This window comes from Pantoea sp. B566 (genome assembly GCF_024793925.1).
Taxonomy (GTDB): domain Bacteria; phylum Pseudomonadota; class Gammaproteobacteria; order Enterobacterales; family Enterobacteriaceae; genus Pantoea; species Pantoea ananatis.
The window spans coordinates 256,816-278,772 of the sequence record NZ_JANUQL010000002.1 but is presented as its reverse complement, the minus strand read 5'-3'; the positions used below and the strand labels follow the sequence as shown (position 1 = coordinate 278,772).

Here is a 21,957-nt window from a genome sequence, read left to right as displayed (position 1 = left end):
GCTACTCGCTATGGCGAAGGCTCTGCGGTTAGAAAGTAATTCCTCAGCCAACAGGTGCATCCGCAACGCCAGTAAAGACCATGAGTAACGTAAAAAAGCGGATTAATTTAGCCCTGATCACATACTACCGCTTCGCTTTCATGAGAAAATCCTTTTGGAGAAGGTAGAGTAAAATGCCTTTGGCATTACATCTAGCCTGTTAGCGCAATTGTGTGCTTGTATGCCAGACTCATACGTGGAGTGATTATGGTTCTAAATACCCCCTTCCCAGTGAGTAATGCTTGGCAGACTTTGGTCAAAAATTTGAACCTTCGGCCTGAAAATATTTTGCGTCGCGCGGCACTTCCAGAAGATTTTTTTAGTAAAAGGCTGGCGCTTTCTCCTGAGGACTGTTTCCGCTTATGGCGCGCGATGGAAACTGAGTCTGGTGATGCTATGTTTCCCTTGCGAGTCATTGAAACCTTAACAGCTAAATCGTTCAACTCCGCTTTAGTCGCAGCACTGTGTAGCGGCAGCTTCATGCAAACAATCAAGCGGATTGCTGTATATATACAACTTGCATGCCCCATCGAGCTTGAGATTGATGTAAATGAAGCAGGCGAACTCAAAATTACGCCTCGGTGGATGATGGTTAAGATGGATGTGCCAACATCACTTCAGGTCGCTGGAATTGGTTTTCTTCTGCGACTTGCCCGAATCGCTATGCGTGAACCCGTTAAACCACGTCAGGTAATTCTTCCCGCCGTTCCTACCGGTGCTCATATAAGAGGCTATGGACAATTTTTCGGCATTGCTGTCAGTCAGGGTACGGTCCCCTCAATAACCTTTTCAGCCCTAGATGCTTCTCGACAATTCATTACTGCCGGTTAGCCATATCACAAGCAAAATATCCTGACCTCGGGCGAAGCCTGAAAAAAACTGGGCCTATCGATGGCACAACCATCAGTGATGGTGTCGAGGTGGGCCCAGAGGTGAACGCTCTCTTCGACAGGGCCTTGCCGCGATATGCGAATAATCTGGTGTGCCTCCGGTATCTTTTTCAGTCGACTCAGAAGCCTTAGTAAAGGTAATCAAACGAAAATCCAGTAAAGGCTAATGCTGATGTGTTCAGAACTTTATCCCATGAAATGATGATTATTTAGCTTAAGTACTTTGTTTAACGTTGCTAAAAATTAATTGCATAAAGAAGTAATTCAACCTCGCGGTATAAAGTTAATGAGTGAATTACCGATATAATGATTAAGGTGCGTTACAAATGTATCTTTTGTAATTGTCACTATAACGAATTAATTCACCAGGAATTAAAAATGAATAAGATTCTTAACAATATAAGTCTTACCGCCAAATTTGCCATTCTGGGCCTGTTTTCCCTTGTTCTGTTCTCAGTTCCTACCATGCTTTTTGTGTCCGAAGGTAATAAATACATTCAGGATAAGCAACGAGAGGTAACAGGTGTACCCGTAGAAAATAAGATTTTAGCCCTGCTCAATTTGATACAGCGCCATCGTGCAGAAACCGCCCTTGCCATTGCAACCAAAAATCCCGCAACACCGTCCCGCGTTCAGGTCAGAGATGAAATTGAAAACATCACTGATGTTATTACCAAAGATATGGCCAAGACAGAAGGCAGCGCTGCCATAATCAGCAAAATCAATGATGTGCGCACACAGTGGAGCCAGCTACAGCAGAGAATCGATTCTTCACAACTGACTCTGACAGCCAGCCTTGATGCGCATGCCCTCCTCATCCGCAACCTTTTGAACGCGAACCGTGATGTGCTGGATTTTTACGGCCTTTCACTTGATTCAGATATCAACACGTACCGTTTAATTACGAGTAATTTTTCATCATTGCCTGAGCTGACCGAAAGCCTTGGGAAAATACGTGCATTCGGCACGTCACTTCTTGCCCGAAATGAAACCATAAGTGAAGCAGACTCTGTCCGTATGGAGTCTTTAATCAGTAATGGTTCGTATAACCTGAATTTATTTGCTCAGGATTCTGAAAAACTATTTTTATCTGATAACACACTTAAGCAAAAATTTAGCGCAAATGCAGATGCAGCCGTTGAGGAGGCAAAAAGTGCTCTCAAAACCGCTGAAGCGATTTTCATTAACCGGAGCATGACGAATCAGAACCCGAAGGACTATGCAGCGCTCTTTACGCACGCTATTAACAAATTCAGCGACTACGCCATTGCCGGAGGTAATGAACTGAATGAAATGCTGAATGGGCAGATTAAGGAACACCGGTATGCACAATATGCTCTACTGACCGTTCTTGTTTTTATCGTTTTGTTAGCAGTAATTTTCGCTCTGATTATCATTCGCTCCGTTACCAAGCCTATCAGTGCAGCCTCAAAGCTTGCGCTTGAAGTCGCAGGTGGTGACCTTACGTCAACATTTACGGTGAAAGGACGTAATGAAACTGCCGGACTGCTCAAGGCATTACTGCAAATGAGTCAGCGACTTACACTTACGGTTGAAAACATCAAAAGCAACGCTGTCACTATTGCTACGTCATCTGAAGAAATTGCTCGCGGAAATGGTGATCTGTCGGCACGAACGGAAGAGCAGGCAGCCTCTCTGGCTGAAACCGCGGCCAGTATGGAGCAGTTATCGTCAATCATCGGCAATAATGCGGATAACACCCGTCATGCTGCTGAAATGGCCAATTCCGCTACCAGTGCGGCCTTAAGAGGCGGTGAGGCGATGGAGTCAGTGCTGAATTCAATGGAAAAGATAAGCAACAGTGCGGGGCAGATTAAAGAGATCATCTCCGTTATTGACGGGATAGCGTTTCAGACGAATATTCTTGCTTTAAACGCAGCCGTTGAAGCTGCCCGGGCAGGTGAGCACGGCAAGGGCTTTGCTGTTGTTGCATCTGAAGTCAGAGCACTGGCACAGCGATCGGCTGGAGCGGCGAAGGAGATTAAAGGACTGATTGAGCAGTCAGTTGAGCATGCCGAACAGGGAATTTCGATGGCCCGGGATGCCGGTGAAAAAGTTAAGCAAAGCGTGGAAGCTATTGAGCAGACATCGCAACTAGTCAGAGAGATTTCATCTTCTTCTGAAGAACAGAGTGCGGGCATATCTCAGATAAATATTGCTGTGACACAGATGGATCAGGTTACGCAGCAGAATGCCGTACTGGTTGAAGAGTCTGCATCATCTGCTGATGAACTTGCAAACAGGGCAGCAAGCCTGAGAGATGCTGTCAGCGTTTTCCGTACAAACGCTGTATAAGTGGTTAAAATATTTTAGTTGTGTGCCATTTAACGCGGCAACACTTTTACAAAACTGCGTCTGTATTTGCACTTGATAAGCCATCTTCAGGGATGGCTTATCTCATTTAAAGCCATGATAAAGTTATACTGTTGCAATTAAAGGCCCGGCGGACTAATCAAACGCCTGTTCAAATATTTGGCATTAATCACCCAATTACCCTATGAGCTTCGCTCATAACATCCGAAGTGCGGCCTTAAACGGGTTCCTCTTTAAAGTTGTTTCTGTTGCAGCTGGCCTTCATACTTCCTCTCGTGCCGGACGGCGCGTTACACCTTCCCTTTGGGGCGCTGTTCTGCACCCGCGCCGTCCGGCCGTCCAGTCAGGTTCTCACTGCGCAATTTAATCAGGTCGGTTTTTTCAAACAGTTTCTTCTTAATCAAATTGATTGTCATAACCCGGGCAGTTCCTCAGCTAAATAGATTCATCGCCTGAGTGTGAGCGCCCACGGAGCTTCAAGCGTGGCGGCATGCTACTCAATATCCAACCATGGACAGCTAAACCGTATCTGTTAGAAGGTATGACAGGGTTTGATTCATCATCAATTTGTACGCTCCTTTAAAGCGAACAACTCAGTTGCATAACCCGAAACGTAAGGATTTACCTATGTCATATACCGACGACGAGATTGAGAAACTGCAGGATTATAGTACGCTGCTCCGCAGTGCCGTTCTGGACAGCAATGAAATGCTAGGTTTAGGCATTGAAGTGCTCACGCTGGTCAAAAACGATATTGACAACGGTGCAGCTAAAAACATGGAAATCCAGACGCAATATCAAGTCAGACAAACGCTGATGTACATGAAAGAGCATAAAAAACAAAACGATCAGTTCCGCGAGGACGGAGACCCGCCGCCACGCAACTTCCAACAGATCGAGCATCCCGTTTAACTTAAAGGCCGCCTACGGGCGGTTTTGTGACATTATGCAGCGCTATAGACTTGCTCATGGCGGACAGTCTTCACCCATTATTGTGATGAGAATAATCTTTTAAGGCGCTTTTCCTCCAGCTCCTTTCAGGAGCATTTACTCTGGAGAAATTACGCCTTTGATCCCTGTTGTTATGTCTGACAAATGATAAATAACGTTAGGTTTAGCGATAGGCTCGTTTAAGTGTTCAGATTTTCACTCAGCGCGATGAAATAGTGACGGCGATTCTCATCACTTCTGATAATAATGCGGACTCATCACCGCCAATATTCCTGTACTTTCAGCATGCCCGAGAATTTCCTGTTTGGAATCTGTCATTGCCCAAGTAATACGCGATTCGAAAACTCTTTCCTGAGCTCAATGCTGTAAGCACTGTTATAAAAGCTGACCCTCTCTTGAGCTTTTTCGAATTCGTTACTGACCTTTTTATTCACAGGGACGGAACCGAATACATTTTTAAGTTCACTTTGCGTCTTTTCACTGACTAACCAGTTTATGAAAAGTGCGGCGGCGGCAGGGTGCGCTGAGTTTTTTGCCATAACGACAATATTAGCACCGGCGGGCATGCCAAAATCAGGTATGTAAAACTTGATACGTGACGTCACTGCTCCTGTTTTTTGAAGGGTTAACAAATGATCCTCCCAGGCCGGAGCAAGAGCAAGCTCTCCGTCATTAATGCGGGTCAGGCTATCAGCCTGGGATTTTGTAAGTGTTATCTTATCTTTATTATTAATGAACCATTGCCATCCTTTCTTCCATTGCTGCAAAATGACAGGGACTTTTTTATCTGCAAGATTATATTTACCCTCTCCTTTTAGCGTAAGAACTCTTTGTATAAAAGCTTCACCGGCTCCGCCATTTTGAGGATCATTGTATCCAAAAAGTTTTGGGTTGCTGTCGATGAAAACCTGAAGCTCGTCCAGCGTTTGCGGAAGTGTGTTATTTTTCATTTGCATTGGATCATATGCAAACCCCGTCTGATTACCCCAAAATGCAAGGCCATATCCCTGAAAATCCGTGCCATGCAGCTTGCTGAATCCATTTTGAAACTCAGGCAACCATGCTACAGGTGAAACAGTATGGGAATTAAGGACAACTGGCATCTGGTTTATCGTAAAACCCACAACATCAAGTTTACCGCTTTCTTTATTTTTTTCTGCTAGGAGTTTGTTTAGGTTTCCGTCAATAGTTGACTCGGGAATAACCACCCTGACGCCATACTCGTCTTCAAATCTTTTTACGAAGCTTCGCCACTGCGGTTTCAGAAACCATACATTAAAGTTCACAGTTCCTTCTTTTTTTGCCATCGCAGCTACATCGGCCCATTTCATTTCAGACACATCCGTTGCTGCTGCAGCGGATAAAGAGAAAGAAGCCAGCATTACAACAGCAGTTTTATACTGTAAAAATTTCATATAAACCTCTTGATGTTAATGTTTTCCTGTTGACTCAGCAGCATAGTTACCCTTGAGTACTCTCTCGATAACGATCATAAGTAATACGTTAGGGATAATCAGGATCATGGAGACGACTGCGGCATCCGGTCTTACAAAGGTATAACCCAGGAAGGAATACAATATTGTTGGGACAGTGATGAAATCCGGTGAACCCAGTACGTAAGAAACAGAGAACTCCTCAAGGCTTCTGACGAAACAGAGTATCAACGCAGCCAGAAATGCAGCTTTCATAAAAGGAAAATAAGCATTCCTCAGCGTTGCCCACCGGTTTGAGCCCAGATCGCGACTTGCATCAATAATTTCCTGAGGTACGGCGCGGAAGCCGGCGGAAAGTATTCTTATGGCATAGGGCAGTGCGAGAACAGTGTGTCCTGTCACGATACTAAAAAAGGGATTGTCGAAGTTGAGTTGCAAAATCATGGCACTAAAAAATATGCCGATGAGCATGCCTGGCATGACAAGTGGGATCAACGTCAGTACTTCAGCGATGGCTTTACCTCTGAACGGTATGCGGCCGAAAGCATAAGCCGTGGGGAGTGCCAACAGCACAGTCAGTGGTGCCACTGTTAAGGCCAGCGAGTAGCTGTTAAACAGAGCATCAGGAAGTGAGGCCGTCTGCCAAAGCGTTACCCATCTGGCAAAAGAGAGGCTATGCGGAAAAATGTCAGGAAAACTCCAGGGATGAGCCGGATCAACCATCGACCAGAGTACCGCCATGCTCAATGGCAGGCCAAGCCATACGACATTCATGATAATAAAAAAGACGACAGAAATTCTGACGACGACACCTGCTTTTTTTTGACTGTTATTGTTCACTTCAGCTCCCCTTTGCGTGTCATAAAAGGTGCCATCAGTAACTTAAGTAATATGCTGAACAACAGTGATGTTGCCATGATAATCACTGCAACCACGGCAGCGTTATTCCACTCCCCGTACTCCATTGCAGTTGACTGCATCAGTCGCGCGAGTGAATAGACATTATGAGGGCCGGCGACTGAATAAAAAGCAAAGTCACCGATGGCGTCGATGAAAACAATTATAAGGGCAACCTGTACAGCAGGAAGGGTGAGCGGCAACACAATACTGATAAATCGCTTCCACTTATTTGCGCCTAAGTTTGCAGAGGCGTACAAAAAATCATGTTTTACAGAATTCACTGCCCCACTAATCAGAATCAGAGCAAAGGGCATATTTTTCCATACCTGCAGAATAATAACCCCCGTTCCAAAGCTGTCATTTTGCATTCGCAGTGGCGTGCTGATAATGTGTGCAGCCAGCAGTAACTCATTGATTACACCATGAAAGGAAATAATATTTATAAACAAAAAGGCTGCAACAAGACCCGGAATAAACATGGGTATACGCAACGTAGCTATAATACCCTCTTTCATTGGCAGAGGTTTCCTCAGCCATAAAGCCAGCGGGTATGAAAGCAGTACTGCCCCCAATGCGCCGATTAGAGAAACCTTCACTGAATAGATAAACGAGCTGATTAATACAGAGTTGCGAATCATCTCAGACCAGTATTTCAGGGTAAAATGACTTTCACCCATAAGGTTAAAATAGCCAATACTCTGCGCAACCAAAACATAAAACGTTGAGCCCATGAGTAAAAGAATGGTACCAAGTCCACTGGTCATAAGTAACCAGGCCAGTAATGTCTGACGCATATCATTTTTCATGTCACCGGTTCCAAAAACACAATGGCATTTTCAGGCAAGTAGAAACATGCATGGGTGCCGGTTTCAATGGAGGGTTTTTTTAAGAGTTGAAGCCTTACGCTGGTTCCGTCACTTGTACGCCCCGAAGCCTCGGTATGGCTCCCCATAAAAGCCAGACTCTCAACGGTAATGGTAAAATAATTAGCGCCTGTTTTGTGTTCCGGCATGTAAATGACATCTTCTGGCCGCCAGCATATCCAGCAATGGTTGTTTTCAGGCTTTCTGGAAGAACTGACATAGAAATTACCCACAGAAGTAGACACCCGGTAAAAGCCCGGTTGTTCAGCCTCGGTCACGGTGGCCTTAATGATATTGGCCGCACCAACAAAATCTGCGATAAAGCGGTTTGCCGGCTGATAGTATATCTCTTCTGGCGTGCCTGCCTGCGCGATTTCCCCTGCATTCAGCACCACAATTTTGTCCGACATGGACAGCGCTTCACTCTGGTCATGCGTCACATAAACGGAAGTAAGATTGTGATGTTTCTGGAGCTGTTTAATTTCATACCTCACACTTTCACGCAACCTCGCATCCAGATTTGAAAGCGGTTCATCAAAAAGCATGACATGAGGATTAGTTACCATGGCTCTTGCAATGGCGACTCGCTGTTGCTGCCCTCCTGAAAGCTGGGAAGGCATTTTGAGTTTCTGTGATTCAAGACCCACCTGTTTCAGCGCGGCATTGACTCTCGAGCCAAGCTCTTCGAAAGATGTTTTTTTCTGCTTTAAACCATAAGCAATGTTATGAACAACATTCAGATGAGGAAATAATGCATACGACTGAAAACACATTGCAGTGCTTCGTCTCTCCGGAGGAAGCGTATTAATTGACTCTCCATTCAGGATGATCTCTCCACTGTCGGGCGTGACGAATCCCGCAATCATCTTCAGAAGGGTTGTTTTACCGCAACCGCTGGGCCCTAGCAGGGTGACGAACTCCCCTTCTTCGACATCGAATGAAATCTCCTTTGCCGCATAGTACTCATCGAAACGCTTGGTGATCTTATCAAGTCTCAGTTTTGCCATCTTACTGTACCTTCGAAAGTGTTCATTAAGTTTAATAACTAAATATTTAAATTTTGTGACAGACAGCATAAGAGCATAAAATGAGACTAAATAATTCATAAGTTATTGTTTATTCTGATTAAAAACATATAGACTTTTTTTATGTTTTCTTTATTAAGTTTAGATGATATACATAAAAAAGAAATTGCTACTTTTCGGTTAAGGAACAGATCGTGTTCAACTTCCATCAAAGCAGTGACGGCATCGTGCTGGCCAACGGTCATCGCGGATATTCCAGTCAGTATCCGGAAAATACGCTGCTCGCATTTGAAGGGGCACGTCTGGCCGGAATGTCAAGCGTTGAGCTCGATGTGCACATGACCCGGGATGAGAAAATGGTGGTATTGCATGATTACCACATTGGAAGAGTATCGGATGGCTCTGGCTATGTCGAAAGCATGGCTCTTGACGAACTTAAGGCTTTTAACTTTGGTGCCCATTCGCTTCCTGAAGGGATGGTCAATATTGCCATACCGGTTCTCGATGAAATCTTCGACTGGGCGATCAGACACAATACCGGGCTGATAGTTGAGACAAAACAGCGCAGTCGCCTTGACCGTTTTGTTGAGAAATTCTCTGAACTGGTTAATACAAAACCGGGCATAGTAGACAGGATGCAGTTACTCGGATTTAACCATGTTCTGCTTAACCGGGTTAAAGAAAGGGTTCCGGGCCTGATGTTACAGACTGTATCGCTTGAGCGTTATAACTGTCAGCTCGACGCCATTCTCAGTTCGAATGCAGACTGCGTCTGTGTTGAATATGATCATGCCCATATTGATGATCTGAGGGCCTATAAGCAGGCCGGACTGGGTGTGCGGCTCTATCTTCCTCCGGGCAAGTTCGGTCTTAATACAATGGACTACTTTAGTTATAAATTCGGACATGATGTTCGCAGCGAGATACTTTTCTGGATGAAAGAAGGCTTAATTGACATGCTGAGCCACGATGATGTTCTTTATGCAAAAAGACTCATCGAAGAAGCCGGTTTAAAATGCGCCTAGAGAAGTCCAATGCGTGTATGTAAGGATTAACATGAATTTAGATATTGCCCCGATAGAACTGAGCGCCACACAACGTAACCTGATAGACCTAATCAGAAACCACGGAACCGTCACTCGTGCCGAGCTCAGCCGCCTGTCAGGCCTCACACCGGGAGCCATAACACAGCAGTGTCGGGAGCTGATTTTCTCTGGACTGATTATCGAAGGAGAACCTGTTCATGATGGGAAGCGCGGACAACCCTCTCTACCGCTGCGTCTTAATCCATGGGGAGCCTGCTCAATTGGTGTTGCATTCAGCCCAGGGTTTATTGACATTGCCATCATTGATCTAAGCGGAAAACCACTCATACAAGTGTACGAAAAGCATCCTGAAAATCAGGAGATTTCACTTACGGTTAATCAGGTCGTGCGTATGGTTGCCGATACGCTCAGAAAAAAACGATTAAAAAACTCAAGAATACTGGGCATCGGATACGCCGTTCCAGGTTTTCTTAAGAAAGACGGGCGCAAAAGACAGACGGTAGCATGGCTTGATACCTGGAGGGAGGTTGACCTTCAGGCGGTTTTTTCCGCTGCGTTACCCTACCCAACCTGGGTGGAAAACATCGTAAATGCTTCTGTCATTGCCGAATATTACTCCGGTAATCACAGCAATATTTCTGACCTGGTCCTTATTGACCTCGGATACGGAATTGCAGCAGGCATTATTGCTGACAATAAACTGCTCAGCGGGGGATTTTCGAATGCAGGAGAACTTGGAATGAGTTTCCCCCTCGAGATGCCGAGGCCTTCTTATAAAGACTTACTTATCACTCTTGAGAAGGCCGGACTGAATACCGAGGAACTGGATGGCCTCTCTGACAGCGGGAATAAGGTTATTGAATGCTGGATGGCGCGGGTCAGTGAACAACTGGAACCCCTTATATTCAGCTGCATCCAGTGGCTTGATCCTGAAGTTATTACACTGGGCGGCGCCATGCCCAAACAAATCGTCGGCCGCCTGGTAAAGGAGCTCAGGCAGAGAGTAAGCGGACGATTAGAGCCGTTACGACCCTCAGCACAGATTGAAGCTTCTGCTTTCAGTAAAGAGGGTGCGTCACGCGGTGCAGCAATGCTGCCGTTATATTACACACTCAATATTAAAAAATAGCAGTGCGGTATTAGTGTCGCTCTGGTGTGCACAGGTACGCTGGCCGGTATATCAGTCACAGAGGATGGGATATGTCACGTGTTGCTGTCAGTTACGCACCCGATGTGGGAAGAAAGTTTTCACCCTCGGGGTGTCCCTTACCTTTTGCGGGTAATACATTCCTGGGCCACCTTGAACAGCAGGGGGAAGGGTTTGATACTTTTGATAATATTCTGAATATATCGAGATTACTTCCAGAAACTCTTTTTTTCAGAAAGCTGGCGCTTGTACCCTCCAGCAGTTACCACGTTACGCTTTTTGGCGGTGTGAATGAATGGGATCGCCGCTCCGGGCTCTGGCCTGTCGGAATATCCCGGGAGTTGTCTCTGGAAAGCCTGAATAAGCAATTTTTAGAGAAGCTGAAATCGCGTCAGCCATCTTTTTCAGCCCCCTGGGAGTTTACTGTTGACTCTGGTGCCCCCTTACCGGGAGAGGCCGATAATTTATTCATACCGCTTAAACCGGCCGATGAGGCAACCCATGATCGGCTACAAAAAATCAGGAATGAGTTGTCAGAAGTGACGGGCATACGACGCGACGATCATGATGACTATCAGTATCATATTACACTGGGCTATCTGACAGCCGTTCTTGATGAAGTGGAATTAATTGAATACAGAGCAAAAAACAGGGAATGGAGGGAAATGATAGCGAAGGCCGGTAATATTACTATTCAGGAATTTGAGTTCTGCACATTACGGGACATGTATTCATTCCGCAGAATTTACGTTATCTAGAAATTTTTTTTAATCCCCGCACACCATCACTGAACTTTCCTGATTAAGGGAGTCCTGTTGAAAAGGAGTCTGCGGCGGCGAAAGAGAATAAAGGTGCGTTATTAATCTTTAAAGATTACGAGCATTATAATTTTTCTTTTATGGAGAAAAGCATGAAGTTAGTTTTTTTAATTTTATCCGTATTACTATTATCAGGGTGTGTAGGATCTCCGCTCGGCAACCTGATTTTTAATAAACGTTATGAGACAAGTAGAGATGTCTCTGCATCATGGGTAGGAGCATCAGCAGATGAACTGGTAATGGCCTGGGGGCCGCCACAAAACAGCCAGGCGCTGAGTAACGGAAGCAGCATACTGGCTTACAGTTATAACTGGGTTGTAAATGGTTACGATTCAAGCATGTGGAATTATATTCCTGAATATGCACACTGTGAACGGCGGTTTCTGGTCGAGCAGGGAATAGTAACAAAATGGTATTCATCAGGTGGCTGTCCAAAAAAACCAAACGGGGCAAAATTAATTGATGGAAGTATACCGGTACCTGAACCAACGCTTTAGCCAGTCCTGCTCTTATCTTTTTTTCGGGGATTGACGTAACTCTGGACTTGTAAGGAGAATGCCAGTTATAAGCGCTTCCATATTCATGGCAAGCAGAAATGTACATTTTTTTGCTAAAAAACCAATCACGAAAAACAAATTTAATTCAGATATACCTTTGAGGTGAATATTATGAAGTTTGCTGTCATTGTATTTCCAATTATGCTGTTGATGTCAGGATGCAGTTCTTTCAGTGGTGAAGATAAGTTTTCACGAAGTTATGTTGCTTCTCATATCATAAGTAATAAAACAACGGAGTCAGAAGTTAAGGCTCTCTATGGCACACCCGACGATCAGACATCACGTTCAGACGGTAGTTACGTGTGGTATTTTCAAAGGGATGGTAAAATGAATTTCCTTGAAAAAGCTGTTTCTTTAATTCCCGGAACCTCTGCGCTAAGTGGTGCTGTGACCAGTGCGACAATTGCTCAGCATACCAAAGAGGATATGAATTCTGTTTCTGATAAAGTGACCGGAAATTCAGAACATCGTAGCGGAACACTGACAATTTATTTTACAAGTAACAAGGTTGTTTCTGACTGGATTATGTAACTTACTCTGCCTGCACATCATGCGTGCAGGCAGAGTTTTTAAAGTTTTTTGCTAATGCATTAGGACCAACAAAAATCAAATAATTAAATGATAAATTTAAAAATGATTTTCTTAGCTTCCCTCTTTCCCTCAGGCTTATATCGGATTTAATTTTGATACAATCGAAAGACGAAAATTCAATTATAAATATTCTCATTTAAATTTAACTAGAACACGCATAAAAAATTAAAGTGCGTCAGTGGGATTTATATAGGTTCAACAAAGAAGTGTGAGGGGTAAATGAATCAGAAAATAATGGTTACATCAAATGGCTACCCTTTGTTTTTGGAAGGTGTTTCCTCAACAGTAGTCAGAGTGTTTCCTAACGCAGAAATAAATCACACGGAAAACATAAATGATATTACCAGAGAACTGAAGTCTGGAAAAAAGTTCGATGTTGTAATATTCTGCCTCTGCCTTTCACATTTAATGGAAAATAATTTACCATCTAATTTAAAAGAACTATTAGTCGATGCAAAACTAATAGTATTAACGATGTGTGATGATGTGGAAAAAGTATCAAGTCTCTTCCCTTTTAATATTGATGGGCTCATTTGTAGCAATGTTGAACCCTCAACTTTCATTGAATTACTGTGCTCTATACTCAGAGGGGAAAAAGTAGTATATTACAAAAGCACTCATCGAGAAATTAGTTACAGAAGTGAGTTTGACAATCTGACCTTAAGGCAAAGAGATGTCTTACGCTTAATCGCGTCTGGGGACTCAAATAAAGAGATAGCAAAAAAACTAGGTATATCCCCCTTCACTGTTCGCATTCATGTTTCAAAGTTATTAAAAACATTGAAATTAACGAGTCGTTCTGCTGCCGCAGTGTTTTATATTAATACAACAAACAACCTTAAGGAAAATCAACCATAGCCATTATTGTTCATTTGGTTTCAAAAAAACTTTAAAAAGCCATTAAAATCATAAAAGGATAAAGTTTTGCAGTATAATATCTTATGGAATTAATTTAGCTGTGATACATTCCTTTTGAATTAGCAGACGTGGATTTATTATAATTCTTGTGAAAGCTCGTTAAAAAACGAGCGCGCCATTTTATTCACTCCTCATACTTAAAACTTAATTATTATAATGTTCCTGCATCACAAGGATACAGGAGTCACATATATTTAATAAGTTTTAATAGGTTGGCATTTAGGCGTTGTTACAGTAGGATCCTGCAATGGAAGACCGGGTATAATCTGTGCTTCACAGTCTAAAATTCGGCCTTTAGTTGTGGTGGCACGGTAAGAAATCATTTGAGAACCTAATAAATCAGGTTTGGATGTGGAAACATTTGTGACAGTAATTTCTTCTGAAGATCCTAATCCAAGCATCTTCGCTGTATCTGCTTGCAAAATAGGGATTGCTAGGTTTGGCGACATTGTAGAACACCCACTTAGCATAATAATACTAATGCCGATAAAACTAAATTTTTTCATAACCTCACCTTAAAAATATGATTGGCGCATTGTTTAAAGAGTGACTGTAGATCTGAATTTCTTGACAGAAAACTTACTAAGTTGCAGGCTTAACTTTTATATTAGCTATCATAATATTGACTATGAGCACAAAAAGTTCAATAGTACAAATGAGCTATTATGAAATGACTCATTTGTACTAGATGCAATGGGCAACTACACGACAAGCCCAGTAGCACTATCTTTTTTTCAATCGCTAATAACTAGCAGTAAGGCATCAGAGATTACCGTCAGGAAAAGATATTACTTTTAAATTTAACAGTTAGCAGTTAGCAGTTAGCAGTTAGCAGTTAGCAGTTAGCAGTTCTATTTTTGCACTCTAAATAAATTTCACTGTATTTTATAGATATCGGTTGCATTGCCAAAACTGTGACAACCGCTTCTGCCGCTATCAATATTAAAATTATTACAATAATTTTTTTATCAGTCTTTCTCATTAATCACTTACCGGCTAATAGGTTTTCACCCCTAACTTCGGAGTATTTTTCAGGAGATGGCGCTTTAATTGCTTTCATTTATCCATCACTTTCAAAATGGGTGATTTAAAATAATACAAGCATTTTATTTTTTCAAGGCCGACATCTAATGTTACTTAATCAAAAAGATAGTACTCATGATGTGTTTACAAGTAGTTCATTTGTGTTATTGAGATTCTAAATGTTCATGAGCTATATTCATTGAGCTGTATTTTTTGTAATTAAATAACGACTACTGTTACTTTAAATTAGGTAAGAGGCATATCATGAAGAAAACAAAACTCGTTACTGTACTTCTGGCCTTTGGTGTAGCATCATCGACCGCAATGGCTTCAACACAATCCCATAATGTGCTGCAAAGTGTCCCGACATCTGCGGTAACTGCTACATCCTATTCTCTTTCTCACGACCTCAACACCGTTTCTGGCGACGTTAAGCTCAGTGACCTTAAGTCTGAAAAGATGAACTCCAGCGCTGCCGAAGGCCATAAACTTGCTTCATTTGCAAATGGTTGCAATGATGCGAACTATCGATGGTACGAGTATAGCGGAATAGAAGCATTGACCTGTTACTTCAGTGGCCAATGGGGCTAATTAATTAGTGATTATATCCTGCACACCACTGAATCTCATATTTCAGTGTCAGTGGTGCGTCAGGATATTATAACAAGTGCGTATTTCTGCTTTTTGCTCATAGCGGACATCATCAATGAACAGCCCGCTTTGTGCCAAAACCAGACCTCATTTGAGGGATATAAAAATTAAAAAAAGAAAGCACGGTTAGGGATGTTTGCATGGTATCCAACTGGCAACGAATTTAATTAACCTTACCAGCAATCCGATCAAATAAGACCTCAGGATCTATAGTTTGAGTTCTGGTGCGCATCAGCGAAAGTTGTCTGAAGTGCGGGCTGCCATGCGCAATAACAGGCAAAAGTGCAGCGCCAGTTGCAGGGGCCATAGCCCCAAGACGCGCACTTTCTAACCGCGACGTGTCTCTTGTTTTTCGGGCAGAGACAGAAGGAAGTAATGGATAGGTGCGATCAACCAGCGAGGAAAACAGCGCTGAAGGAAGATAGCCCCCAATCAAAATTTTCTGCGGATCGAACATGTTTTCAATGACTGAAATAAGGATACGTAACCGCTTACTGTTGCATTCCAGCCATGACATCAGCTGACTGTCTCGTTGAACGTACAATTTTTCAAGATAGCCGGGCTTTTCAACCGCATCCAGGTCAACGTTCAACGTGGTTGCCAGTTCCTCTAATGAGAAAGGGGGAATATCGCGGGGGCACTTCGTTAACTCAGGTGGCCAGCAGATCATCCCAATCTCACCCGCATTGTTAAACGCCCCCTGAAACGGCAGACCGTCGACAATGATTCCGGCACCCAGTCCGTGACCGACGAAGATATAGACGTAATGCGTCAGTCCACTGGCTGCCCCCGCATGGCGTTCTGCTATCGCAGCGGCAGTCGCATCATTCTCAACAATAACCGGTACCCCACAGCGCGCTTCAAGCCTGTCGGCGACGGGAATCTGGCTCCACGACTGCCAACCCGGTGCACCGACGTACTCCTCGTATCCGGCCTCCTGCAGGGTCGGCATCGCGATGCCGGTTCCCCACACAGGTATCCCCTCACACTTCAGCGTCAGATCGGCAATGACGTGGGCGATGGTGTCAAGGCTCGCTTCAGGATTATTCCACTCCATTGGCGCGTGCAGGCTGGCTAACGCATTTGCGGCAAGGTCACAGGCGACAGCAGTAATCCCTTTCCGATCAAGATGTATTCCTAAAGCACAACCTGCGCGATGGTTAAGCCGCAACAACTTTTGCGGGGCACCGCGTCGGTGTTGCAGGCGCCCTTCCTCACTGATCAGCCCACGCTCAAGCAAATCCTTTGTGATGTTAGTAATCGTTTGAGGCTGGAGTCCTGTTGCGTTGACCAGGTCCGATCGCGATAGCACACCAGCAGTACGGATCAGATCAAAAACCAGCCTGCGATTATAGCGGCCTGAAAAGGCATGGTTATTACCCGGGTATGCCACAGTGCTTTCGCCTTTGTTAAATCCATTAAATGGATAATAGAATGGAGAACCTAATCACGTCCAGCGCTCAATTTTTAAAAAAATCGATTTTTGTCATAAAAAAATCATAAAACCCCCGTTTAATTGCCCACATTCACAATTTAATTAAACCATTAACTGGATTTAAATGCAGGAGTGTGCCGACAATGAGTAAGGTGTTTTATTCCCTGGTCGCGTTGACCGTCAGCGCGTTATTAATGACGGGCACCGCCAGTTCTTCTGAGTTGGTGATTTACACGGCTCACGGTGAAACGACGACATCACCTGTCCTTGAGATGTTTAAAAAAGTGCATCCGGAAATTAACGTCACACTGGTCAGAGGCGGTACTGGCGAAGTGGTCGAAAGGCTGCGGGCCGAAGCAGGCAACCCTTCAGCCGATCTCCTGTGGGGCGGCCCCACACAGATTTATGATGAAAATGCGGCTCTGTTCCAGCCTTATGAGAGCAAAACGGACAGTGCAATGGTCACCGCAGATCCACGTCATATCTGGCATCCTTTTACCCTTCTTCTGCAACCCATCATCGTGAGTACGAAGCGTGTCCCTTCAACAGAAATGCCGTCCTTGCAGGCCGATATGGTGACAGGAAAATGGCGAAAGCAGGGGACATTGATCATTCCCGATCCTGCCCGTTCGGGAACCGGTTATACCCTGATATCGGCGCTTGCCGGACAATTTGGTTGGCCGTTTATCAGCAATCTGGTCAAAGGCGCACGGATCGCAGCAGGCTCCGATGATGCCTTCAACGCCGTCCGTGATGGCGAAGCCGCGGCAGGCTGGATAAACGAAGATTTGGGCGCTAAATGGAAAGCCAACGGACTGCCGGTCAGCATTGTTTATCCCACTGATGCGGTGACCGGTCAGATTGATGCACAGGCTGTCGTTCAGGGCGCTCCTCATCCCGATCAGGCCAAAATGTTTATCGACTTTCTCGGACAGAAAGACACGCATGAAAAAGTCAGGGATCTCACGATACGTCGTTCAGCCCGCTCAGATGTCGCGCCTCCCGCTGCGCTTCCCGATCTGAGCACGCTCAACATTATCTCGCCACAGGATCCTAAACAGGTTGTCGTTGCACGTTTTCAGGCGGCGTTACAAAAATGAGAGGGCTTCGTGATTCATGGCGGTGGTTCACCGTCTTTATGCTGCTGTTCTGTGGAATAACCATCCTTTGGCCTCAGGCTCGCCTCCTCAGCGCATCATTGCTGAGCGACAGTGGCAAATTTACCCTTGTGAGTCGGGCTGTAGGACTTGACGCCGTCCCGGAAATGACACGCGGATATACGCTGAAAACGGATAAGGATGGCGTGATGGTGACAAAACGTGGTGATGAACCACTGCGTTTTGTCGCCTCGGGCACAAATAAAATAGTGATTCACAGTACATCGCCGCTCAGCGCTACCTCTGCAAGCCGCGGAGAAATTTATTTAGGCGTGGGCAGTGACACTTTAATCCTGACTCAGCAAGCGCCGAGAAGCCTTTTCAGTCGAACAGCGGCAAAATCGCTAACGGCTACCTTGCAGCCAGACGGTACAGTCATTCTTGAGCACGCGACGAATGCGTTTATCACAGCAGAAAATCCGACGCTGACCTATACGCTTGGCCATTATTTTGCCTTTTTTGCCACCAGTGAAACGCTGCACGCTACCCTGAACAGCCTGATGATTTCCTTTTTTGCCACGACGCTCGCCGCGTTAATTGGCGTTACGCTGGCCTATATGATCGCGCGCTTCAGAATTGCAGGCGCCAACGCGCTTGTTTTCATGGTGACAATGGCATCGGTTTCTCCCCCTTTCCTTGGTGCCTATGCCTGGCGGCTTCTGCTGGGACGCAACGGGATTGTGACGGCGTTGCTGGACTTGCAGACGTCAATTGTGGGCATTTATGGGGTCATTTGGGTCATCACCTGGCTGGTTTTTCCGGTTATTTTTCTGCTCAGTTACAGCGCCTTTCGGCAACTGGATGCGTCCCATATTGAGGCAGCTGAGTCTCTGGGCGCATCCCCCTTACGTGCCCGGCTGACAGTGGAGATTCCGTTAGCCATGCCGGGAATCGTGACAGGGCTCTATCTGGCCATGATGGCGGCCCTGTCAGACTTCGGCACACCGCGCATCATTGGTCTTGATTTGAATGTCTTACCTGTACTGATCTATAACGCGTTTCTGAGTGAAGCGGGAAGAAACCCTGCACTGGCGGCCACGGGTTCAGTGGTTCTGGTCGCGATTTCCAGCCTTTTTCTCATGATGCAGCAGCTCTATCTTTCGCGACGTGGCTATGCTGCCGTTTCATCACGGCGTCCCGAACAACGCGAACTCTCCCGTGCAGGTCACTGCCTGACCCTTATCCTGAGCGGCTGTGTTCTGCTGCTGGCCTTTGTCCCGCACATCACTGTGCTGGTTACCAGCTTTGTTAAATGGCGTGTGGGCCTGCCAACGCTGACGCCCACGTTGGCTAACTATGTAACCATGTGGCAAAACGGCTTGATGCCCGCGTGGGTGACGCTGTCATTAGGTCTTTCAGGCACGCTGGTTGCCTTTGCCGGGGGACTGGGCGTGGCTTACGTTCTGGTGCGTAAACGCTACACATTCCTTGCGCCTTCGCTTAGCGGTCTTGTCATGTTGCCTTATGTTATTCCCGGAACCGTGCTGGGCATCGGGCTGATCCTGATTTTCAATCAGGCACCTCTGCAGCTCACCGGGACGTGGTTTATTCTGGCGCTGGCTTACGTCGTGCGAAACCTGCCCTTTACCGTTAAAGCGTCTGAAGCCGCACTCCGCCAGGTTCATCCTGCTCTCGACGAAGCCGCCATCAGCTTAGGTGCCAGACCCGCTCGCGTTTTTCTGACCATCACGGCCCCGCTAATGCTGGCCGGGGCACTCACCGGTGCGACGCTGACGTTTTTACATATCGTCACTGAACTGTCTTCGACAATCGTCCTCTATCGTCCGCCCTGGAAGCCCATGACGGCCGTAATATTTGAAAACACGCTGGTCGATGCCGATTTTGGCATTTCGGCAGCCCAGACGATTTTGCTGATGCTGATTATCTATGTGCCACTTTATGCCGTTGTCCGCTACGGGCAGTCGGAGAGGAACAATTATGTCTGACATTCATCACGACGCAGCATCGCGGCGAGGCTGTGAGGTGACTATCCAGTCTGTGTCAAAACGCTACAGCACGCATCTTGTTCTGGATGATGTCTCAATGACGATCCGACCGGGTGAGTTCTTTACGTTGCTGGGCCCGTCAGGCTGCGGTAAAACGACCTTACTTCGTTCAGTGGCAGGCTTTCATGCGATTAACAGCGGCCACATCTTATTTGACGGCGTCGACGTGTCAACACGCGCCCCCTGGGACAGAAATATCGGTTTTGTCTTCCAGAACTACGCGCTGTGGCCCAATAAAACCATCTTCGATAACGTGGCTTACGGACTTAAGTTACGGAAAATCAGTAGAGAAGACATTCAAAAACGGGTTCGCCTTGCACTGGCTCAGGTGCAGCTTCACCATGTGGAAGACCGCTATCCGGCTGAAATGAGCGGCGGCATGCAGCAGCGCATCGCAATGGCCCGCGCACTTGTTATCGATCCGCCACTGTTGTTACTGGATGAGCCGATGTCCAACCTTGACGCAAAACTCCGCGTCTCGTTAAGACAGGAACTGCGTGAATTACAGCAGCGCATCGGTGTGACCGCTATTTATGTCACACACGATCAGGAAGAGGCGTTGGAACTGTCTGACCGTATTGCCGTGATGAAGGGGGGGAAAGTCGATCAGCTCGCCTGCCCGGAAGCGATCTATTCCCGTCCCGAAACGCGCTTTGTGGCAGACTTTGTCGGTCAGGCCAACTTTATCGACGGCGTACTGGAAGACCAGGGCTTCAGACCGGATGACGGTCCTTTTTTAAACATCATCGATCCGTCACGCAGAGGACGAGCAACCTTTTTCGTGCGTCCCGAAAGCGTTCACTTTTGTGAGCCGGGCACTGGCGCCTGCGACGTGACCGTCACGGATGTACGTTACATTGGCCGCGCATGGATTCACACCTTGTCATTCAGCCCCCTGCACAGCCTCTCAGCTGAAGCCAGCGCCCCTCTGCCACGCGGCAAGCGAGTTGGCATTACGTTTGGCAACCCACGTTTTATGAAGGAGGAGGCATGACAAAAAATGACCTCGACAGACCTCGCCTTCTTCTGGCGGCGAAACGCGCAGCCCGGGCAGGCGGTGCTGAGCTGGTTAAGCGCTTTGGCAGTCTGGAAGACACCGACATCAGTAAGAAAGGCACCGCAGATTATGCTTCTGCCGCCGATCTGGCTGCAGAAAGCATCATCTTTTCGCGTCTTAACGAAGACGCGCCGGGTTTTGGTTTCCTGGGAGAAGAAACGGGGTTTACCCGCGGCCACCATTCGCAATACTGGGTCGTCGACCCGCTGGATGGCACCAGCAATTTTATCTGGGGTATCCCTTACTTTGCGGTCAGCATTGCGCTCTGCGATGACGAGGGGGAAATACTGGGCGTTGTATACGATCCGCTTCGGGAAGAGTGCTTTACCGCCATCAGAGGTCACGGTGCCTGCCTGGATGGTATGCCGCTTCCCGGTTTGACGGCGAAAACACCGGCTGAAGCACTATGCTCAGTCTCGCTGCCCGTTCCAGGCCAGTTAAAGGTGATTGACCGGGCGGTGCTGTTTAACGGCCTGGCGCGGCTTATGGCTGAAAGCGCAGGCGTCCGGCGACTGGGTTCAGCGGCGCTCGATCTTGCCTATGTCGCGTCAGGCAGACTGGACGCGTTTTTTGAGGACGGGTTGAGTTATTACGATATCGCCGCAGGAAAATTGATTGCCCAGGAAAACGGCATTCAGGTCAGGCAATTTTCTGGCGAAGAAGCCCATGAAGGTTCGGTGGTAGCCGCGCGTCCTGAACTTTATAGCTGGTTTCACGGAAGCTTTTCATAACCCCCTCTGTACGCTATATCTGCATGCAGATATAGCGTACAGGCCAGATGTGTCAGCTCATAACTTTTTAAAACTATATAATCCCACTAACCTCAAGTATGCATGTCAGTGGGATTCGTTTTAACTTCTGACTCGACTTTGACCGGCTTCGCTTATAACGGAATCAGGTATTCTTTGAGGTCCGCTTTGTGCCAGGAGCGGACGTTGCTAACATATCGGTTTATTAATCAAAGGGGAGTAGGTCATGACTACGCGCCAGACTGCCGGGCATCTTGATTTTTGGAAAGACAATGTGGCCACCTTCTCAAGCGATACCGTGCAGACTACTCGCTTATCATAGTTGTCATGCGGCACGATAAGCTCAACATTGAGCAGTCACTCAACT

Annotated in this window: 21 protein-coding genes; 14 read left to right on the top strand and 7 right to left on the bottom strand. The window is 46.2% G+C overall.

Annotation, left to right across the window (positions count from 1 at the left end; all coding sequences use genetic code 11):
- The first annotated feature begins 246 nt into the window (after positions 1 to 246).
- Positions 247 to 870 carry an AraC family transcriptional regulator ligand-binding domain-containing protein gene (locus NYE92_RS01320; protein WP_052651553.1) on the top strand — a complete coding sequence of 208 codons (624 nt, stop codon included), beginning with the start codon at positions 247 to 249 and terminating at the stop codon, positions 868 to 870.
- A gap of 437 nt (positions 871 to 1,307) precedes the next feature.
- Positions 1,308 to 3,245, top strand: a complete 1,938-nt coding sequence (locus NYE92_RS01315; protein ID WP_029569598.1) for a methyl-accepting chemotaxis protein — start codon at positions 1,308 to 1,310, stop codon at positions 3,243 to 3,245.
- A gap of 308 nt (positions 3,246 to 3,553) precedes the next feature.
- Here the strand turns inward: NYE92_RS01315 and NYE92_RS01310 are convergent, their stop codons facing one another.
- On the bottom strand, positions 3,554 to 3,679 hold the full coding sequence (locus NYE92_RS01310) for a hypothetical protein (protein WP_259018415.1): 126 nt from the start codon (positions 3,677 to 3,679) through the stop codon (positions 3,554 to 3,556).
- Positions 3,680 to 3,890: 211 nt separating this feature from the next.
- On the opposite strand from NYE92_RS01310, the gene NYE92_RS01305 reads away from it, so the two are divergent.
- Positions 3,891 to 4,175 carry a hypothetical protein gene (locus tag NYE92_RS01305; RefSeq protein ID WP_029569599.1) on the top strand — a complete coding sequence of 95 codons (285 nt, stop codon included), beginning with the start codon at positions 3,891 to 3,893 and terminating at the stop codon, positions 4,173 to 4,175.
- 353 nt (positions 4,176 to 4,528) lie between these two features.
- Here the strand turns inward: NYE92_RS01305 and NYE92_RS01300 are convergent, their stop codons facing one another.
- The 4 genes from NYE92_RS01300 to NYE92_RS01285 form a co-directional block, all read right to left on the bottom strand.
- The gene (locus NYE92_RS01300) at positions 4,529 to 5,629 is read right to left on the bottom strand and encodes an ABC transporter substrate-binding protein (RefSeq protein WP_029569600.1); all 1,101 of its coding nucleotides are present in this window, start codon (positions 5,627 to 5,629) and stop codon (positions 4,529 to 4,531) included.
- Between the two features lie 15 nt (positions 5,630 to 5,644).
- A complete protein-coding gene (locus NYE92_RS01295; RefSeq protein WP_259018437.1) occupies positions 5,645 to 6,421 on the bottom strand; it encodes an ABC transporter permease in 777 nt (258 codons plus the stop codon).
- Positions 6,422 to 6,483: 62 nt separating this feature from the next.
- On the bottom strand, positions 6,484 to 7,353 hold the full coding sequence (locus tag NYE92_RS01290) for an ABC transporter permease (protein WP_029569602.1): 870 nt from the start codon (positions 7,351 to 7,353) through the stop codon (positions 6,484 to 6,486).
- On the bottom strand, positions 7,350 to 8,417 hold the full coding sequence (locus NYE92_RS01285) for an ABC transporter ATP-binding protein (protein ID WP_029569603.1): 1,068 nt from the start codon (positions 8,415 to 8,417) through the stop codon (positions 7,350 to 7,352). Before NYE92_RS01285 ends, NYE92_RS01290 begins: the two co-directional genes overlap by 4 nt.
- 209 nt (positions 8,418 to 8,626) lie before the next feature.
- Between NYE92_RS01285 and NYE92_RS01280 the strand changes: the two genes are divergently transcribed.
- The 6 genes from NYE92_RS01280 to NYE92_RS01255 all read left to right on the top strand — a co-directional run bounded on the left by NYE92_RS01280 (position 8,627) and on the right by NYE92_RS01255 (position 13,452).
- Positions 8,627 to 9,460 carry a glycerophosphodiester phosphodiesterase family protein gene (locus NYE92_RS01280; protein WP_029569604.1) on the top strand — a complete coding sequence of 278 codons (834 nt, stop codon included), beginning with the start codon at positions 8,627 to 8,629 and terminating at the stop codon, positions 9,458 to 9,460.
- Positions 9,461 to 9,491: 31 nt separating this feature from the next.
- Positions 9,492 to 10,610, top strand: coding sequence for an ROK family transcriptional regulator (locus tag NYE92_RS01275; protein WP_029569605.1), 1,119 nt, complete (start codon positions 9,492 to 9,494; stop codon positions 10,608 to 10,610).
- 71 nt (positions 10,611 to 10,681) lie between these two features.
- The gene (locus NYE92_RS01270; protein ID WP_052651555.1) at positions 10,682 to 11,386 is read left to right on the top strand and encodes a DUF1868 domain-containing protein; all 705 of its coding nucleotides are present in this window, start codon (positions 10,682 to 10,684) and stop codon (positions 11,384 to 11,386) included.
- 152 nt (positions 11,387 to 11,538) lie between these two features.
- On the top strand, positions 11,539 to 11,943 hold the full coding sequence (locus NYE92_RS01265) for a hypothetical protein (RefSeq protein ID WP_029569607.1): 405 nt from the start codon (positions 11,539 to 11,541) through the stop codon (positions 11,941 to 11,943).
- Between the two features lie 171 nt (positions 11,944 to 12,114).
- The gene (locus tag NYE92_RS01260; RefSeq protein WP_029569608.1) at positions 12,115 to 12,534 is read left to right on the top strand and encodes a hypothetical protein; all 420 of its coding nucleotides are present in this window, start codon (positions 12,115 to 12,117) and stop codon (positions 12,532 to 12,534) included.
- A gap of 279 nt (positions 12,535 to 12,813) precedes the next feature.
- On the top strand, positions 12,814 to 13,452 hold the full coding sequence (locus NYE92_RS01255; RefSeq protein ID WP_072006677.1) for a response regulator transcription factor: 639 nt from the start codon (positions 12,814 to 12,816) through the stop codon (positions 13,450 to 13,452).
- Between the two features lie 254 nt (positions 13,453 to 13,706).
- Here the strand turns inward: NYE92_RS01255 and NYE92_RS01250 are convergent, their stop codons facing one another.
- Entirely contained in the window at positions 13,707 to 14,018 is a 312-nt protein-coding gene (locus NYE92_RS01250) for a hypothetical protein (RefSeq protein WP_072006678.1), read from the bottom strand.
- Between the two features lie 781 nt (positions 14,019 to 14,799).
- Between NYE92_RS01250 and NYE92_RS01245 the strand changes: the two genes are divergently transcribed.
- Positions 14,800 to 15,126 carry a hypothetical protein gene (locus tag NYE92_RS01245; protein WP_152551335.1) on the top strand — a complete coding sequence of 109 codons (327 nt, stop codon included), beginning with the start codon at positions 14,800 to 14,802 and terminating at the stop codon, positions 15,124 to 15,126.
- 223 nt (positions 15,127 to 15,349) lie between these two features.
- Here NYE92_RS01245 and NYE92_RS01240 read toward each other — a convergent pair whose 3' ends face one another.
- Positions 15,350 to 16,579: an ROK family transcriptional regulator gene (locus NYE92_RS01240; protein ID WP_259018413.1), complete on the bottom strand. Its 1,230-nt coding sequence runs from the start codon at positions 16,577 to 16,579 to the stop codon at positions 15,350 to 15,352.
- A 185-nt stretch (positions 16,580 to 16,764) separates the two neighbouring features.
- Between NYE92_RS01240 and NYE92_RS01235 the strand changes: the two genes are divergently transcribed.
- The 4 genes from NYE92_RS01235 to NYE92_RS01220 all read left to right on the top strand — a co-directional run bounded on the left by NYE92_RS01235 (position 16,765) and on the right by NYE92_RS01220 (position 21,572).
- The gene (locus tag NYE92_RS01235) at positions 16,765 to 17,721 is read left to right on the top strand and encodes an extracellular solute-binding protein (RefSeq protein WP_029569610.1); all 957 of its coding nucleotides are present in this window, start codon (positions 16,765 to 16,767) and stop codon (positions 17,719 to 17,721) included.
- A 206-nt stretch (positions 17,722 to 17,927) separates the two neighbouring features.
- On the top strand, positions 17,928 to 19,724 hold the full coding sequence (locus NYE92_RS01230; protein WP_259018412.1) for an iron ABC transporter permease: 1,797 nt from the start codon (positions 17,928 to 17,930) through the stop codon (positions 19,722 to 19,724).
- Positions 19,717 to 20,778: an ABC transporter ATP-binding protein gene (locus tag NYE92_RS01225; RefSeq protein ID WP_029569612.1), complete on the top strand. Its 1,062-nt coding sequence runs from the start codon at positions 19,717 to 19,719 to the stop codon at positions 20,776 to 20,778. Before NYE92_RS01230 ends, NYE92_RS01225 begins: the two co-directional genes overlap by 8 nt.
- Positions 20,775 to 21,572 (top strand): inositol monophosphatase family protein, encoded by a 798-nt coding sequence (locus tag NYE92_RS01220; protein WP_029569613.1) that lies wholly within the window; start codon positions 20,775 to 20,777, stop codon positions 21,570 to 21,572. Before NYE92_RS01225 ends, NYE92_RS01220 begins: the two co-directional genes overlap by 4 nt.
- The last annotated feature ends 385 nt before the right edge of the window (positions 21,573 to 21,957 follow it).